Origin of the sequence: Mycolicibacterium chengduense (assembly GCF_033741155.1) — a bacterium.
Taxonomy (GTDB): Bacteria; Actinomycetota; Actinomycetes; order Mycobacteriales; family Mycobacteriaceae; genus Mycobacterium.
The window spans coordinates 639,230-653,573 of record NZ_JAWQNH010000005.1; the positions used below are offsets into that span (position 1 = coordinate 639,230).

The 14,344-nt window shown below is 70.3% G+C and carries 14 protein-coding genes; 11 read left to right on the forward strand and 3 right to left on the reverse strand.

The window, feature by feature from the left end:
* Positions 1-66: 66 nt before the first annotated feature.
* The gene (locus SBI67_RS21470; protein ID WP_318982491.1) at positions 67-1,509 is read left to right on the forward strand and encodes an HNH endonuclease signature motif containing protein; all 1,443 of its coding nucleotides are present in this window, start codon (positions 67-69) and stop codon (positions 1,507-1,509) included.
* A gap of 2 nt (positions 1,510-1,511) precedes the next feature.
* On the opposite strand, the gene SBI67_RS21475 is transcribed toward SBI67_RS21470, so the two are convergent.
* Genes SBI67_RS21475 through SBI67_RS21485 form a run of 3 tightly spaced genes read right to left on the reverse strand, consistent with a single transcriptional unit; the run spans position 1,512 to position 5,096 of the window.
* Positions 1,512-2,753 (reverse strand): glycosyltransferase family 4 protein, encoded by a 1,242-nt coding sequence (locus SBI67_RS21475; RefSeq protein WP_318982492.1) that lies wholly within the window; start codon positions 2,751-2,753, stop codon positions 1,512-1,514.
* Positions 2,754-2,778: 25 nt separating this feature from the next.
* Entirely contained in the window at positions 2,779-4,320 is a 1,542-nt protein-coding gene (locus SBI67_RS21480; protein ID WP_318982493.1) for a 1,4-alpha-glucan branching protein domain-containing protein, read from the reverse strand.
* A complete protein-coding gene (locus SBI67_RS21485; RefSeq protein WP_318982494.1) occupies positions 4,317-5,096 on the reverse strand; it encodes a class I SAM-dependent methyltransferase in 780 nt (259 codons plus the stop codon). Before SBI67_RS21485 ends, SBI67_RS21480 begins: the two co-directional genes overlap by 4 nt.
* A 195-nt stretch (positions 5,097-5,291) precedes the next feature.
* On the opposite strand from SBI67_RS21485, the gene SBI67_RS21490 reads away from it, so the two are divergent.
* The 10 genes from SBI67_RS21490 to SBI67_RS21535 all read left to right on the forward strand — a co-directional run bounded on the left by SBI67_RS21490 (position 5,292) and on the right by SBI67_RS21535 (position 14,337).
* Positions 5,292-6,083, forward strand: coding sequence for an electron transfer flavoprotein subunit beta/FixA family protein (locus SBI67_RS21490; protein WP_024450491.1), 792 nt, complete (start codon positions 5,292-5,294; stop codon positions 6,081-6,083).
* Between the two features lie 38 nt (positions 6,084-6,121).
* Entirely contained in the window at positions 6,122-7,078 is a 957-nt protein-coding gene (locus tag SBI67_RS21495; RefSeq protein ID WP_318982495.1) for an electron transfer flavoprotein subunit alpha/FixB family protein, read from the forward strand.
* A gap of 106 nt (positions 7,079-7,184) precedes the next feature.
* The gene (locus SBI67_RS21500; RefSeq protein ID WP_318982496.1) at positions 7,185-7,898 is read left to right on the forward strand and encodes an SDR family oxidoreductase; all 714 of its coding nucleotides are present in this window, start codon (positions 7,185-7,187) and stop codon (positions 7,896-7,898) included.
* The gene (locus SBI67_RS21505; RefSeq protein WP_318982497.1) at positions 7,895-8,545 is read left to right on the forward strand and encodes a nitroreductase; all 651 of its coding nucleotides are present in this window, start codon (positions 7,895-7,897) and stop codon (positions 8,543-8,545) included. Before SBI67_RS21500 ends, SBI67_RS21505 begins: the two co-directional genes overlap by 4 nt.
* Before the next feature lie 84 nt (positions 8,546-8,629).
* The gene (locus tag SBI67_RS21510) at positions 8,630-9,478 is read left to right on the forward strand and encodes a GNAT family N-acetyltransferase (RefSeq protein WP_318982498.1); all 849 of its coding nucleotides are present in this window, start codon (positions 8,630-8,632) and stop codon (positions 9,476-9,478) included.
* A complete protein-coding gene (locus SBI67_RS21515; protein WP_318982499.1) occupies positions 9,475-10,326 on the forward strand; it encodes a lysophospholipid acyltransferase family protein in 852 nt (283 codons plus the stop codon). Before SBI67_RS21510 ends, SBI67_RS21515 begins: the two co-directional genes overlap by 4 nt.
* 47 nt (positions 10,327-10,373) lie before the next feature.
* On the forward strand, positions 10,374-11,558 hold the full coding sequence (locus tag SBI67_RS21520; protein WP_318982500.1) for a cysteine desulfurase family protein: 1,185 nt from the start codon (positions 10,374-10,376) through the stop codon (positions 11,556-11,558).
* On the forward strand, positions 11,558-12,625 hold the full coding sequence (gene mnmA / locus SBI67_RS21525; protein WP_318982501.1) for a tRNA 2-thiouridine(34) synthase MnmA: 1,068 nt from the start codon (positions 11,558-11,560) through the stop codon (positions 12,623-12,625). Before SBI67_RS21520 ends, mnmA begins: the two co-directional genes overlap by 1 nt.
* Before the next feature lie 25 nt (positions 12,626-12,650).
* On the forward strand, positions 12,651-13,664 hold the full coding sequence (locus SBI67_RS21530; RefSeq protein WP_318982502.1) for a uroporphyrinogen decarboxylase/cobalamine-independent methonine synthase family protein: 1,014 nt from the start codon (positions 12,651-12,653) through the stop codon (positions 13,662-13,664).
* 52 nt (positions 13,665-13,716) lie between these two features.
* Entirely contained in the window at positions 13,717-14,337 is a 621-nt protein-coding gene (locus tag SBI67_RS21535; RefSeq protein WP_318982503.1) for a hypothetical protein, read from the forward strand.
* Positions 14,338-14,344 lie beyond the last annotated feature (7 nt).

Below are 14,344 nucleotides of genomic sequence, written 5' to 3' on the forward strand. Positions count from 1 at the left end.
CGAGCCTCCGTGGCGGCGGAATTTTTGATGCGTGGCGCGTCGGTGGGGCCGATTAAAATCGAACACATGTTCGATGGAGTTGTTAGCGCGGAACGTCGGCAAGCCGCCGCGGCGCTGGAGTCGATGGCTGCCGCCAGCCGTCGGGAGAACGCCGCTGGAGCCGCCCGGCTGTCGGCAATCGCCGATCTCTATCAGATCCGCTCGCCCGAGGGCGACGTGGAGAAAGTCAACTGGGTGATCGACGGGTACAGCGGCCTGGCAGCGGAGGTCGCCGCTGCGCAGGGCGTTTCGCAGCGGCGCGCCAAGGCGCAGGTGGAGTTGGCCATCGCATTGCGTGAGCGACTGCCCGCGGTGGCCGCCGTGTATGCCACCGGTGCAGTCGACCGGCGACTCATCGCGACCGTGGTGGCGCGCACCGATCTGGTCGAGGATCCCGCGATGTTGACCGCCATCGATGCCAAGATCGCCGCCAAAGTCGCCGGCTGGGCCCGCTATTCGGGCCCGCAGCAACAGAAACGCGTCGACGAGATCATTGCCCGCAACGATCCGGCCGGTGTGCGTGCTCCGCGTCCGGCGGTCGAAAAACGGCGCGTCGACATCGATCCCGGACCACCCGGTGTGACCGATATCTGGGCGCGCGCACGCGCCGCCGATGCCGCCGCCTTCGACGCCGCGCTGAACATGCTCGCCGACGGGGTGTGTTCTAGAGATCCGCGAACCAAGGCGCAGCGTCGCGCCGACGCCATCGGAGCGCTGGCGATGGGCCGCCCGTTGGCTTGTCAGTGCGGTCAGGACAATTGCCCCGCCATCGAAGTCGCCGCGGCGCCAGTCAACGGCAGGTTCGTGATCCACCTGATCACCGATGAAGCCGGGCTCACCGGTGATCCGCGTGCACTGGCGTTGCTGTCCGACCACGGACTGATCCCCGCCGAACAGATCACCCAGCTGGTCACCGACGGAGCCACGGTGAAACGGGTGAAAATCCCGTCGGCGCAGGCCGAACCCGGGTATCGGCCGAGTACCGCACTCGCCGAATTCGTTCGCTGTCGCGACTTGACGTGTCGATTCCCCGGCTGCGGTGTTCCCGCGGTCGACTGCGATATCGACCACACGGTCCCATGGCCGGCCGGGCCGACGCATCCGTCAAACCTCAAGTTGCTGTGTCGATTTCACCATCTGCTCAAGACGTTCCACACCGGCTGGAGCGACTTTCAACTACCCGACGGGGCCGTTGTCTGGGCGACGCCGACCGGCAACACGTACATCACCACGCCAGATGGCGCGCACTGGTTCCCGGCGCTGGGAACCCCCACGGGAACACCGACGCTCGGCCGTGCGGATCCGGCTGCCCGGCGCGAACTCAAGATGCCAACCCGTCCACGCACCCGCGCCCAGGAGCGCACCCAGCGGATCAAGGCCGAACGTGCAGCTAATCAAGCGCACATCGACGAACGCAAAGAGCGGCTACGTCGAGAACAAGCCGAAAAGCAAGGAGTGCCGCCGTTTTGACCTCAGCGGTCGGGCAGGGCGTGCTCGACGATCGGCCGGCGCGGCAGCGGGTTGCGCTCACCGCGTTTGGCGGCCAGGTACACCTGGGCCGTCTCGGCGGCCACGGTGTGCCAGTCGAAATCGTGGTTGAGGCGCTCACGGGCGGCGATGGCGCGGCGCTGCGCGGCGGCCGGGTCGTCCAGCACGGCGCGCACAGCGGCGGCCAGCTTCGCGACGTCGTGCGGCGGGAAGGACACGCCCGTCTCGCCGTTGATGACGGCTTCGCCAAGGCCGCCGGCGGTCGAGGTGACCAGGGGAGTGCCGGTGGCCGCAGCCTCCAGCGCGACGATGCCGAACGGTTCGTAGTGGCTGGGCAGGACGGCGGCATCGACGGTGTGCAGCATCTGTACCAGCCCGGCATGGTCGAGGCGGCCGACGAACTCGATCGCCTTGACCACCTTGTGTTTGCGGGCCTGCTCGGCCAGCCAGTCCCGCTGCGTGCCGTCACCGGCGATGGTCAGCGTGGTGCCGGGATGGGTGCGCCGGATGCGGGGCAGCGCGGCGATGGCGTCCTGGATGCCCTTCTCGTACTCCAACCGACCCAGATACAGCAGCCGGGGCGGTCCACCGTGCGCGACGCGCTTGGCGAACGGCCATGCCGCCGCGTCGATTCCATTGCGGATCACCCGGGTCTCGGCCAGTCCGGGCCCGAACAGTTCGGTGATCTCCTCGGCCATAGATGCCGAACAGGTGATCAGGAAGTCGGATTCGCGCACCAGCCAGGACTCCACCGCGTGGACCTGCCGGCTGATCGAGCCCGACACCCAACCGGAATGCCTGCCCGCCTCGGTCGCGTGGATGGTGGAAACCAATGGGGCGTCGAAGAATTCGGCCAGTGCGATGGCGGGATGGGCCACCAGCCAGTCGTGCGCGTGCACGATATCCGGGCGCCAGGCCCGCCCGCCGCGGGTGCGGATGCCCAGCCCGGCGCGGGTCATGGCATGCCCCATCGCCAGCACCCAGGCCATCATGTCGGTGCCGAAATCGAACTCGTGCGGATCCTCGGCGGCGGCGACGACACGCACGCCCTCGCTCACCTCGTCGGTGGACGGGTGGGTGCTCGGGTCGGTGCCCGTGGGCTGTCGGGACAGCACCACGACCTCGTGGCCGGCCTCGGCCAACGCGGTGGCCAGGTGATGCACGTGCCGGCCCAGGCCGCCCACCACCACCGGGGGGTACTCCCACGACACCATCAGGATCTTCATGCGGGCGCACCTTCGGCCAACGGGGTCATCGCGGCAACCGCCTCGCGTCCAGCGCGCCGAACAGCCCGTCGGCGCGGTTCCAGTCCTCCGCCAGGCGCTGCGCATGATCACGGCGCCCGGCGGCCAGCGCGGCCGCGATCTCGCGCGTGGCATGCGCATGCAGATGCGCGCGGTAGCGGGCGTACTCGGCCGCCGAGTCCTTACTCACCATGAAGGGCCAGTCGCTGGAAACGGTCAGCAGGGTCTCCCGCAGGATCTGGTCGGCCACCCGGTCGCGGGCGTGTGGCGCGTCGGTGGCATCCAGCGCCTTGTCCACCGCCGCCAGCGCGGTGTCCACCACCTCGGCATTGAGCTGCACGATATCGGCCACCTTCTCGCCGTTCCACACCTGCCAGTCCTTGCCGGAACCCCAAGAACTGGGCGGCAATTCGACGGAACTGCCGACGAAACCGGCCTCGATGGCATCCGACAGCGTGCCGACCCGGATACCGGCCGCCGGCAGCGCCCGCAGCAGCCGCTCCAACCACAGCGGGCCCTCGTGCCACCAGTGGCCGAACAGCTCGGTGTCGAACGCCGCCACCACATGCGCCGGGCGCCCGGTCCGCTCGCCCTCCTCGACCAGGCGGCGGCGCACCACCTCGACGAAATCGGCCACATGGGCGTCCACCGCGCGGTCGGCCCGCTGCGGGTCATACGGGGCCTTCTCCGCCGAGGGCACGTTCCGGCCGGTGACCCGGGCCGGTTTGAGCCCCGTCACGTGGTCGTGGGTGTGGAAGTCGCGGTAGGCGGCGTGGCCGGGATAGCCGGATTTCGGCGACCACACCCGATAACTGACCTGCAGATCGCGGCCGAAGGCGATGACGTTCGATTCGCCGACCGGGCGCCCGACGGCGGTGTCGCCGTGCAGCGAGGGTCCGTCGACCATGAAATGGCTGACACCGGCTGCGGCATAACCGGTTTCCATGCCCGGCGCGTACGCGCACTCCGGTGCCCAGATGCCCTTCGGGGTGTGGGCGAACCGGTGCGCCGCGTCGGCGAGGCCCTCGCGCAGCGCGAATTCCCGCAACCGCGGGTGCAGCAGCGGCTGGAACGGATGGGCCAACGGCCCGCCGAGCAGTTCGATGGTGCCACCGTCGATGAGCCCGCGCAGCAGCGGGCTGGCGCCGTGGCACCACAGCGAGCCGAACTCGTCGAGTGCCCGCTCGGCGGCGTCGAACTCGTGAATCCCAAACGCGCGCATGGCTTCTGGCGCCGCGAACGCGGTGCCGGAGCGGACCGTGGTGGCCTCCAGCGCGCGCAGCTGCCAGTTCGACAGCCAGTGCCGCATGCCGTCCAGGCAGTACGGGTCATCGAGCTGAGCGGTCACCACCGGCGTCATGCCCAGAGTGACCAGGTGCCCGCGACCCTCGGCCGCCAGCGTGCGCAGCACCCGAAGCAGCGGCAGATAGGACGCCGCCCAGGACTGGTAGAGCCATTCCTCGCCGACCGGCCAGCGGCCGTGGTGGGCCAGCCACGGCAGGTGGGTGTGCAGGACCAGGGTGAACAGGCCCGGGACCGGCTCGCTCATGGCCGGATCGCGATCGCCACCAGGTCCAGGCTGTCGTCGATGTCTCGGGCATCGGTCAGGTCGAAGTCGTCGGTGCTGACCGCGGCCACATCGGCCAGCAGCTCCTGCGACCACGGCGCATCGGCGACCGCACGGGCGATCTGGGCGTCGATGAGGGAACCGCCGTGCCGGGCGTCCATCGCGGCCAGGCCGGCACCGTGATACACGCCGAGCATCGCCTCCATCGCGAAGCCACCCTGGGTCAACAGTTCGGTCAGCTCGGCGGCGTTCAGTTCCCGGGTGTGGAACGGGTTGAGCGGGGTGTCCCGGCCGGGGGAGAAGGTGATCCGGTTCGGGGTGGACATCATCAACAGCCCGCCGGGGCGAAGCACCCGGAAACACTCGCCGACGAACTGGGCCTGGTCCCACAGGTGCTCGATGACCTGGAAGTTCACCACGACGTCCACCGACGCGTCGGCAATGGGGAGGTCGGCCAAGTTCCCCAAGTGCATCTGCACCCGCGGGTAGCGCGCCCGGATATGGGCCACCGCGGACTCGTCGTAATCCACGCCGACGACGCGGCGAGCCACACCGGCGATCAGGTCGGCGCCATAACCCTCGCCCGGCCCGGCCTCCAGAACGTCGCGGCCGGCGCAGCGCTCGACCAGCCGCTGGTAGACCACCTCGTGCCGGCGGAACCAGTAGTTCTCCTCGGCGAGGCCGGGAATGGTGCGTTCACCGGTCAGCGGCAGCGAAGGCTGCGCGCCCGGGTTGTCGACCGAACCGAATGTGCTCATTGGAAGGCAGGCTAACCCGTGATGAGGTGTTCGCGAACGGTGCCCGGCGACCGTGAGGTCTTGATAAGCCGATTGAGCAGTTATGGTGTCCTTGCGTGCCGCAAAAGTTACCGACGGGTAACCTGGTGGCCGTTGCGTAATTCGTGATATGCCCAGGCCGGCTGACGGCCTCATCGAGGAGGACGAACCACAGTCATGACGAACATCGTGGTCCTGATCAAGCAGGTCCCTGACACCTGGTCGGAGCGCAAGCTCACCGACGGCGACTTCACTCTCGACCGGGAAGCGGCCGACGCCGTTCTCGACGAGATCAACGAGCGCGCGGTCGAGGAAGCGCTGCTGATCAAGGAGCGCGAGGGCGGCGACAGCACCGTGACCGTGCTGACCGCTGGTCCCGAGCGCGCCACCGAAGCCATCCGCAAGGCACTGTCCATGGGTGCCGACAAGGCGGTCCACCTCAAGGACGACGGCCTGCACGGTTCCGATGTCATCCAGACCGGCTGGGCCCTGGCCCGCGCGCTGGGCACCATCGAGGGCACCGAGCTGGTCATCGCCGGTAACGAGGCCACCGACGGTGTCGGCGGCGCCGTTCCGGCGGTCATCGCCGAGTACCTGGGTCTGCCGCAGCTGACCCACGTGCGCAAGCTGAACGTCGAGGGCGGCAAGGTCACCGCCGAGCGGGAGACCGACGAGGGCGTGTTCGGCCTGGAGGCGACCCTGCCCGCCGTGGTCAGCGTCAACGAGAAGATCAACGAGCCGCGCTTCCCGTCCTTCAAGGGCATCATGGCCGCCAAGAAGAAGGAAGTCACCGTCCTGACCCTGGCCGAGATCGGTGTCGAGGCCGACGAGGTGGGCGTGGCCAACGCCGGCACCAAGGTGCTGTCGTCCACCCCGAAGCCGCCGAAGACTGCCGGCGAGAAGATCACCGACGAAGGTGAAGGCGGCACCAAGGTCGCCGAGTACCTGGTCGCCCAGAAGCTGATCTAGTCGCCCGATCCCTCAGACACACACTTAAGGACATACTCATGGCTGAAGTACTTGTGCTCGTCGAGCACGCCGATGGTGCACTGAAGAAGGTCACCACCGAGCTCATCACCGCCGCCCGGGTGCTGGGTGAGCCGTCCGCCGTCGTGGTGGCCGGCCCCGGCACCGCCGCCGGCCTGACCGACGGTCTGAAGGCCGCCGGCGCCGCCAAGATCTACGTCGCCGAGTCGGCTGACGTGGACAACTTCCTGGTCACCCCGAAGGTCGACGTGCTCGCCGCGCTGGCCGAGTCGGCCGCTCCGGCCGGTGTGGTCATCGCCGCCAACGCCGAGGGCAAAGAGGTCGCCGGCCGGTTGGCCGCGCGTCTGGGCTCCGGCCTGCTCGTCGACATCGTCGAGCTCAAGGAGGGCGCCATCGGCGTCCACAGCATCTTCGGTGGCGCCTACACCGTGGAGGCGCAGCCCACCGGTGAGCTGCCCGTCATCACCATCCGCCCGGGTGCCGTCGAGGCTGCCCCGGCCGACGGTGCCGGCGAGGTCGTCAACGTCGAGGTCCCGGCCCAGGCCGAGAATGCGACCAAGATCACCTCCCGCGAGCCGGTCGTCGCCGGTGACCGTCCGGAGCTCACCGAGGCCAGTGTCGTGGTCGCCGGTGGCCGCGGGGTGGGCAGCGCGGACAGCTTCACGGTGGTCGAGGATCTGGCCGACGCGCTCGGTGGCGCCGTCGGTGCCTCCCGCGCCGCGGTGGACTCGGGCTACTACCCGGGCCAGTTCCAGGTCGGCCAGACCGGTAAGACCGTGTCGCCGCAGCTCTACATCGCCCTCGGCATCTCCGGCGCCATCCAGCACCGGGCCGGTATGCAGACGTCCAAGACCATCATCGCGGTCAACAAGGACGAAGAGGCGCCGATCTTCGAGATCGCCGACCTCGGCATCGTGGGCGACCTGTTCAAGGTGACCCCGCAGCTCACCGACGCCGTCAAGGCCCGCAAGGGCTGATCGCTTCGCGAAGGGCCCCCGGACGCACGTCCGGGGGCTTTTTCGTGCGCGGGACTACGGGTTTTCAAGGGCTCCATTGCCAGGCCGCACGCGGCAGTCTGGAGCCATGAGAATTTCCGTTATCGGGGCCACCGGCCTGATCGGCGCCAAGGTGGTCGACCTGCTCACCGGCGATGGACACGATGTGGTCGCCGCGTCCCGCGCATCGGGTGTCGACGTGCTGACCGGAGATGGGCTCGCCGAAGCACTGGCGGGTGCCGACGTGCTGGTCGACGTCGTCAATTCACCGTCCCCCGAGGAGGGCCCGGCGACGGACTTCTTCACCCGCTCCTCGGCCAACCTGGTGGCCGCGGCCAAGGCGGCCGGCGTCCGCCACTACGTCGTGCTGTCCATCGTCGGCGCGGACACGTTGCCGGAAAGCGGATATATGCGGGCCAAGGTGACCCAGGAGCACACCATCGCCGCATCGGGCCTGCCGTACACGATCGTGCGGGCCACCCAGTTCCAGGAGCTCACCGAGGCCATCGTCGCCTGGCTCGACGCCGGTGACGTGGTCCGCGCACCGGACGCGCTCATCCAGCCCGTCGCATCCGACGATGTCGCGGCCGCCGTAGCCCACGCCGCCACCGCGCCACCGCGCGACGGCCTGGTCGAGATCGGTGGGCCAGAGCAGATCACCTTCGCCGACCTGGCCCGCCGTGTGCTGGCCGCTCAGGGGAGCGGCAAGGCCGTCGTCGTCGACGCCGACGCCACCTACTTCGGCGTCCCGTTGCAGCGCGGCAGCCTGGTCATCGGCGGTTCGCGCGTGCCACGGCCATGACCGACTTCGAGGAGCTCGTCCGGACGCGCCACTCCACCCGGTTGTTCCTGCGGGACAAGCCCGTTGCCCGCGAACTGCTCGACGAAGCGCTCGCCCTCGCCATGCGTGCCCCGTCGAACTCGAACGTCCAGCCGTGGCGGCTGTTCCTCGCGTCGGGGCCGCGACGGGACCGCTTGGTGGAGGCGCTGCTGGCGCAGGCCTCCGTCGAACTGCCGGTGACCACCGGGATCCCGGAGACGTATCTGCCGCTGCGACAGGAACTCGGCGGCCTGGTCTACGGCTCGATGGGCATCGCCCGCCACGACAAGGACGGCCGGCGGCTGGCCCAGTTGCGCAACTGGGAGTTCTTCCGGGCCCCGATCGGCGCGGTGGTGTGCATGCACCGCGATCTGGGCGTGGTCGACGCCCTCGGGGTCGGCATGTTCCTGCAGACGCTGCTGCTCGCGCTCGCCGAGCGTGGCCTGGGTAGCTGTGTGCAGGTGTCCATCGCGGCATATCCGGAGATCCTGCGGGCCCACTTGGGTATCCCGGACGAGCTCACGGTGCTGTGCGGGCTGGCGATCGGCTATCCGGACCCGGCGTTCCCGGCCAACAACCTGACCACACCGCGCAACCCGGTGGCCGACAACGTGGTGTTCGTCGAGTAGCGGCCACATTTCGTCACTGAGCGTGCACGGACACGTCACGCGCTCGATGCCATCCGGAGACCCGGGTGGGCGACCGTGCTGGGTATGAGCACCGCATCCGTACTCATACCGGCTGATGACACCGACCACGCGGCACCCGCGGTCGCCGGCCCGCGCTACACCCTGCTGCTGTCCACCGACGCCGGCGACATCGACGCCGCGCAGCGTCTGCGCCACCACGTGTTCACCTCCGAACCCGGATTCACCCTGACCTGCACCAGCCCCGGCTTCGAGGCCGGCCTGGACGCCGACCGCTTCGACCAGTTCTGCGATCACCTGCTGGTGCGCGAGGACACCACCGGCGAACTGGTGGGCTGCTATCGCATGTTGCCGCCGCCGGGCGCCATCGCGGCCGGAAGCCTGTACACCGCAACCGAATTCGACGTCCGGGCGCTGGACACGCTGCGCCCGTCGCTGGTCGAGATGGGCCGTGCCGTGGTGCGCGCCGATCACCGCAACGGTGCGGTGGTGCTGCTCATGTGGGCCGGGATCCTGGCCTACCTGGACCGCTGCGGCTACGACTACGTCACCGGCTGCGTGTCGGTGCCGACGCACCCGGACGGGGAAGAACCCGGCAGCGGGTTGCGCGGCGTGCGCGACTTCGTGCTCCGCAGGCACGGCGCACCGGCCGAGTACACCGTGCGGCCGTATCGGCCGGTGGTGATCGACGGCCGCACCCTCGACGAGATCGATCCGCCGGCGCGGGTCAGCGTCCCCGCGCTGATGCGCGGTTACCTTCGCCTGGGTGCCGAGGTGTGCGGTGAGCCCGCGCACGACCCGGACTTCGGCGTCGGCGATTTCCCGGCCCTGCTGGATAAACGCAAAGCCGACGTGCGCTACCTGAAACGGCTGCGATCGGTCTCCCAGGCCGGCGAGATGGCGGCCGGCGCATGAGCACCCAGCATTCCTGGTTGCCGCAGGCCTCCTGCGATGCCAGCTGCATGCACGCCGGCGCCGCGCCGCTGGGTTCCCGCCCGGCGATCTGGACCCGGACCACGCTGCGCGTCATCGGTGCGGCGCTGCTGATCACCGCGGTTCCGCTGCTGGCGGTGCCGTTGCCCGGCCGCTCGCATCTGCAACGCGGCTACTGCCGACTGATGCTGCGGTGTATCGGCGTACGAATCACGGTGTCGGGCGGACCGATTCGAAACCTGCGCGGGGTGCTGGTGGTCAGCGGGCACGTGTCCTGGCTGGACGTCTTCGCGATCGGTGCGGTCATGCCGGGCTCGTTCGTGGCGCGCGCCGACCTCATCGACTGGCCGGCCCTCGGCGTGGTCGCCCGGCTGATGAAGGTCATCCCGATCGACCGGGGCAATCTGCGCCGGCTGCCCGGCGTGGTCAACGCCGTGGCCGCCCGGCTGCGCGCCGGTCACACCGTGGTCGCCTTCCCGGAGGGCACCACCTGGTGCGGGCTGGGGTATGGCCCGTTCCGGCCGGCCATGTTCCAGGCCGCGGTCGACGCGGGACGCCCCGTGCAGCCGCTGCGGCTGACCTATCACCACCGCGACGGCCGCCCGTCCACGGTGCCCGCCTATATCGGTGAGGACACCCTGCTGGCCTCGATCCGGCGCCTGGTCACCGCACGGCGCACCATCGTGCATGTCCAGGTGCAGTCGCTGCAGTTGCCCGGTACCTCCCGCCGCGACCTGAAGGCCCGGTGCGAGGCCGCCGTGCGCGGTGACGTGGTCCGGCGCGGGCACGGGCATGCGAGCGTAGCGACGGGGACGATGACCGCGGCCTGACCTGCGGGTCGGGCCGATGGGCGGGCGGCGGCTATTCTGGAAAGGTTATGACCGCCGTCTATCTGGACCATGCCGCCACCACTCCGATGCACCCGGCTGCTATCGAGGCGATGACGGCTGTGCTGGGGACGGTCGGTAACGCATCCTCACTGCACACGTCGGGGCGTGCGGCGCGGCGGCGGATGGAGGAGGCGCGGGAGGCGCTGGCCGGTCTGCTGGACGCCCGCCCGTCCGAGATCATCTTCACCGCGGGCGGCACCGAGAGCGACAACCTCGCCATCAAGGGCATCTACCGGGCCCGGCGGGACGCGTCTCCGCAGCTGCGCCGCATCGTCACCACGCCGATCGAACACCACGCCGTGCTGGACGCCGTCGAATGGTTGCAGCAGCACGAGGGCGCCGAAGTCACCTGGCTGCCCGTCGCGGCGGACGGGTCGGTATCGCCCGAGGCCTTGCGTGCCGTCGTCGCCGAGCATGACGATATCGCGTTGATCTCGGTGATGTGGGCCAACAACGAGGTGGGAACCATCCTGCCTATCGCTGAACTTGCTTCTATCGCAGCCGAATTCGATATCCCGATGCATAGTGACGCGATCCAGGCGGTGGGGCACGTCCCGGTCGGTTTCGCGGCGAGCGGGCTGGCCGCCATGTCGGTGGCCGCGCACAAGTTCGGCGGCCCGATGGGCGTCGGCGCACTGTTGCTGCGCCGCGACACCGCCTGTGTGCCGTTGCTGCACGGCGGCGGTCAGGAACGCGACGTCCGTTCGGGCACACCGGATGTCGCCGGTGTGGTGGCCATGGCCGCGGCCGCCCGGGTGGCGGTCGAAGGGCTGGAGGCCACCGGTGCGCGGCTGCGCGCGTTGTGTGACCGCCTGATCGGCGGGGTGCGGGAGACCATCGAGGATGTGGACGTCAACGGCGCGCTCGGCGATGGGCGGCTGCCGGGTAACACCCACTTCACCTTTCGCGGTTGTGAGGGCGATTCGTTGTTGATGTTGTTGGATGCCAAGGGAATCGAGTGTTCCACCGGTTCGGCCTGCACTGCCGGCGTGGCGCAGCCCTCGCATGTGCTGTTGGCGATGGGTGCCGATCCGGTCATCGCGCGCGGTTCGCTGCGGCTGTCGCTGGGGCACACCAGCACCGATGCCGACGTGGACGCCGCGCTGGCGGCGCTGCCCGCTGCGGTGCAGCGGGCCAGGGCGGCGGCTCTGGCCAGCGCGGGGGTGCTGTGATGCGGGTCTTGGTCGCGATGAGCGGCGGCGTCGACTCTTCGGTTGCGGCCGCCCGGATGGTGGACGCCGGCCACGATGTCGTCGGTGTCCATCTGGCACTGTCCAGCGCGCCCGGCACCCTGCGCACCGGATCGCGCGGCTGCTGCTCGAAGGAGGACGCCGGCGATGCGCGCCGGGTCGCCGACATCCTCGATATCCCGTTCTATGTCTGGGATTTCGCCGACCGCTTCAAAGAAGACGTGATCGACGATTTCGTCGAGTCCTACGCTCGCGGCGAGACCCCGAACCCGTGCGTGCGCTGCAACGAGAAGATCAAGTTCTCCGCGCTGTCGGCGCGAGCCCTGGCACTGGGCTTCGACGCGGTGGCCACCGGCCATTACGCCCGGCTGGACGGCGGCCGACTGCGCCGCGCCGTGGATGCGGACAAGGACCAGTCGTATGTGCTGGGCGTGCTGACCGCCCATCAGCTGCAGCATGCGCTGTTCCCGATCGGCGACACCCCCAAGCCGCAGATCCGCGAGGAGGCCGCCCGGCGCGGGCTCGCCGTGGCCGACAAGCCCGACAGCCACGACATCTGCTTCATCCCGTCCGGCGATACCCGCGCCTTCCTGGGTGCTCGGATCGGAATCCGGCCCGGCGCGGTCGTCGACACCGGTGGCACCATCCTCGCCGAGCATGACGGCGTGCACGGTTTCACCATCGGCCAGCGCAAGGGCCTCGGCATCGCCGGGCCGGGCCCGGACGGGGCGCCTCGCTACGTCACCGGGATCGACGCGGACACCGGCACGGTGCGCGTCGGGCCCGCCGCCGAGCTGGACATCACGACGCTGCGCGGGGAGAAGCCCGTGTTCACCTCCGGCAGCGCCCCCACCGGTCCGGTGGAGTGCGTGGTACAGGTCCGCGCCCACGGCGGTGTGGTGGACGCCGTCGTCGAGCTGCGCGACGGGCAGCTGCACGCCGCGCTGCGCACCCCGCTGCGGGGCGTGGCACCCGGCCAGACGATGGTGCTCTACCGGCCGGACCCGGCCGGTGACGAGGTGCTCGGCAGCGCCACCATCGTGCGCTGAATGGCGATCGAATAGTGTTGCCCGCGTGAGTGTTTTCGCCACCGCGACCGGTATCGGATCCTGGCCGGGCACGTCGGCGCGCCAGGCCGCCGAGGTGATCGTCGGTGAACTGCACGCGCTGCCGCACCTGGCCGAGCTGCCGGCCCGCGGGATCGGCGCGGATCTGATCGGCCGCGCCGGTGCGCTGCTGGTGGACATCGGCATCGACACCGTGCCCCGTGGTTATCGCATCAGCCCCGGTCGCAGCGCCGTGCTGCGCCGCGCGGTCAGTCTGCTCGACGAGGATCTCGACGCCTTGGAGGAGGCCTGGGAGAAGGCCGGCCTGCGCGGCAGCCAGGGCCGCACCGTCAAGGTGCAGGTGCCCGGCCCGATCACGCTGGCCGCCCAGTTGGAGTTGTCCAACGGGCACCGCGCCATCACCGACGCGGGCGCCCTGCGTGACCTGGCGGCCTCGCTGGCCGAGGGCGTCGCCGCGCACCGGGCCGAGGTGGCCCGCCGCATCGGTGCCGACGTGGTGGTGCAGTTCGACGAGCCGTCGCTGCCGGCGGCATTGGCCGGCCGGCTGACCGGGGTGACCAGCATGTCGGCGGTGCATCCGGTCGATGCCCCGGTAGCCGGCTCGTTGCTCGACGGGTGCGCCCAGCGGGTCGGCGGTGCGGTGCTGGTGCACTGTTGTGCCCCCGATGTGCCGTGGAAGCTGTTGCGGGGCAGTGATATTCAAGCCATCGCCGTGGATGCTTCGACGCTGGACGCCGCCGACCTGGACGGCATCGGGGAATTCGTGGAGTCCGGGCGCACCGTCGTGCTCGGGGTGGTGGCGGGGACCGCGCCGTCCCGGCGTCCCGCCCCTGACCAGCTGGCCGGCGCGGCGGCGGCGATCACCGACCGGCTGGGTTTTGCCCGTGCCGTGCTGCGCGACCGGATCGGTATCAGCCCGGCGTGCGGGCTGGCCGGCGCCACCGCGGACTGGGCTCGGACCGCACTGAGCCTGCTCCAACGAGCCGCCGACGGGCTGCATCAGGATCCGGACGCGGTCTAGCCCGCAAACATCGGTTCGCAGTATGGTGAGGACCGGACGGCGGGGGAGCCCTGTGGATCGAGCGAAGCGGACGATGGCGGCGGGTGCCGTCGCGCTCTCGATGTTCCTGCTGGCAGGCGGCACGTCCACGGCCTTCGCCGGTGCCCAGCCGCGAGATCCGGGCGGGCATGCCGGACAGGGCCGCGATGGCCATCGCGGTGATCGAGCCGACCGCGTCGGCAATGGCGGCACCGGCCGCACCCACACCGCTACCGCGAGCCGGGCCCCGCAGACCGTCCCGAAGCCGCCGGCATTCGGTTCCTCCGGGTCGCGCTCGCCGGCCATCGTGCCGGTCTTCGTCGCTCCGAAGGTGACGTTCGGCAACGGCCGCCACCCCGAGCCGGGGCGGGGAGTGCCTCCTGCAGTGACGGCGCCGCAGCCCGGCCTGCCGGTCCCGGCGCCGGTGGCCGTGGTGCCCCAGCCGGCCCCCCTGGGTATGGCGCCGCCGGCGCCGCACCCCGCGGCACCACTGGACCTGTCCGCGCGACACGCGTGGGACAGTGCCCGGCCCGGGCAGCCGTGGACGTCCTGGTTCGGGCTGGCCGGGCTGCTGCTCATTCCGCTGGCCGGCGCGGCGTTGGGGTACCGGCAGGCGCGTGCCGCCAAGCTGGCCGCCGGCCTGGTCGTGCGCTGACCCACTG

Bases quoted from the DNA above. Each gene is read 5' to 3' on its own strand.
- SBI67_RS21495 (WP_318982495.1), top strand. From the start codon at position 6,122: ATGGCTGAAGTACTTGTGCTCGTCGAGCACGCCGATGGTGCACTGAAG.
- SBI67_RS21480 (WP_318982493.1), bottom strand. From the start codon at position 4,320: ATGAGCGAGCCGGTCCCGGGCCTGTTCACCCTGGTCCTGCACACCCAC.
- SBI67_RS21510 (WP_318982498.1), top strand. From the start codon at position 8,630: ATGAGCACCGCATCCGTACTCATACCGGCTGATGACACCGACCACGCG.
- SBI67_RS21485 (WP_318982494.1), bottom strand. From the start codon at position 5,096: ATGAGCACATTCGGTTCGGTCGACAACCCGGGCGCGCAGCCTTCGCTG.
- SBI67_RS21500 (WP_318982496.1), top strand. From the start codon at position 7,185: ATGAGAATTTCCGTTATCGGGGCCACCGGCCTGATCGGCGCCAAGGTG.
- SBI67_RS21475 (WP_318982492.1), bottom strand. From the start codon at position 2,753: ATGAAGATCCTGATGGTGTCGTGGGAGTACCCCCCGGTGGTGGTGGGC.
- SBI67_RS21490 (WP_024450491.1), top strand. From the start codon at position 5,292: ATGACGAACATCGTGGTCCTGATCAAGCAGGTCCCTGACACCTGGTCG.
- SBI67_RS21520 (WP_318982500.1), top strand. From the start codon at position 10,374: ATGACCGCCGTCTATCTGGACCATGCCGCCACCACTCCGATGCACCCG.
- SBI67_RS21505 (WP_318982497.1), top strand. From the start codon at position 7,895: ATGACCGACTTCGAGGAGCTCGTCCGGACGCGCCACTCCACCCGGTTG.
- SBI67_RS21470 (WP_318982491.1), top strand. From the start codon at position 67: ATGTTCGATGGAGTTGTTAGCGCGGAACGTCGGCAAGCCGCCGCGGCG.
- mnmA (WP_318982501.1), top strand. From the start codon at position 11,558: ATGCGGGTCTTGGTCGCGATGAGCGGCGGCGTCGACTCTTCGGTTGCG.
- SBI67_RS21515 (WP_318982499.1), top strand. From the start codon at position 9,475: ATGAGCACCCAGCATTCCTGGTTGCCGCAGGCCTCCTGCGATGCCAGC.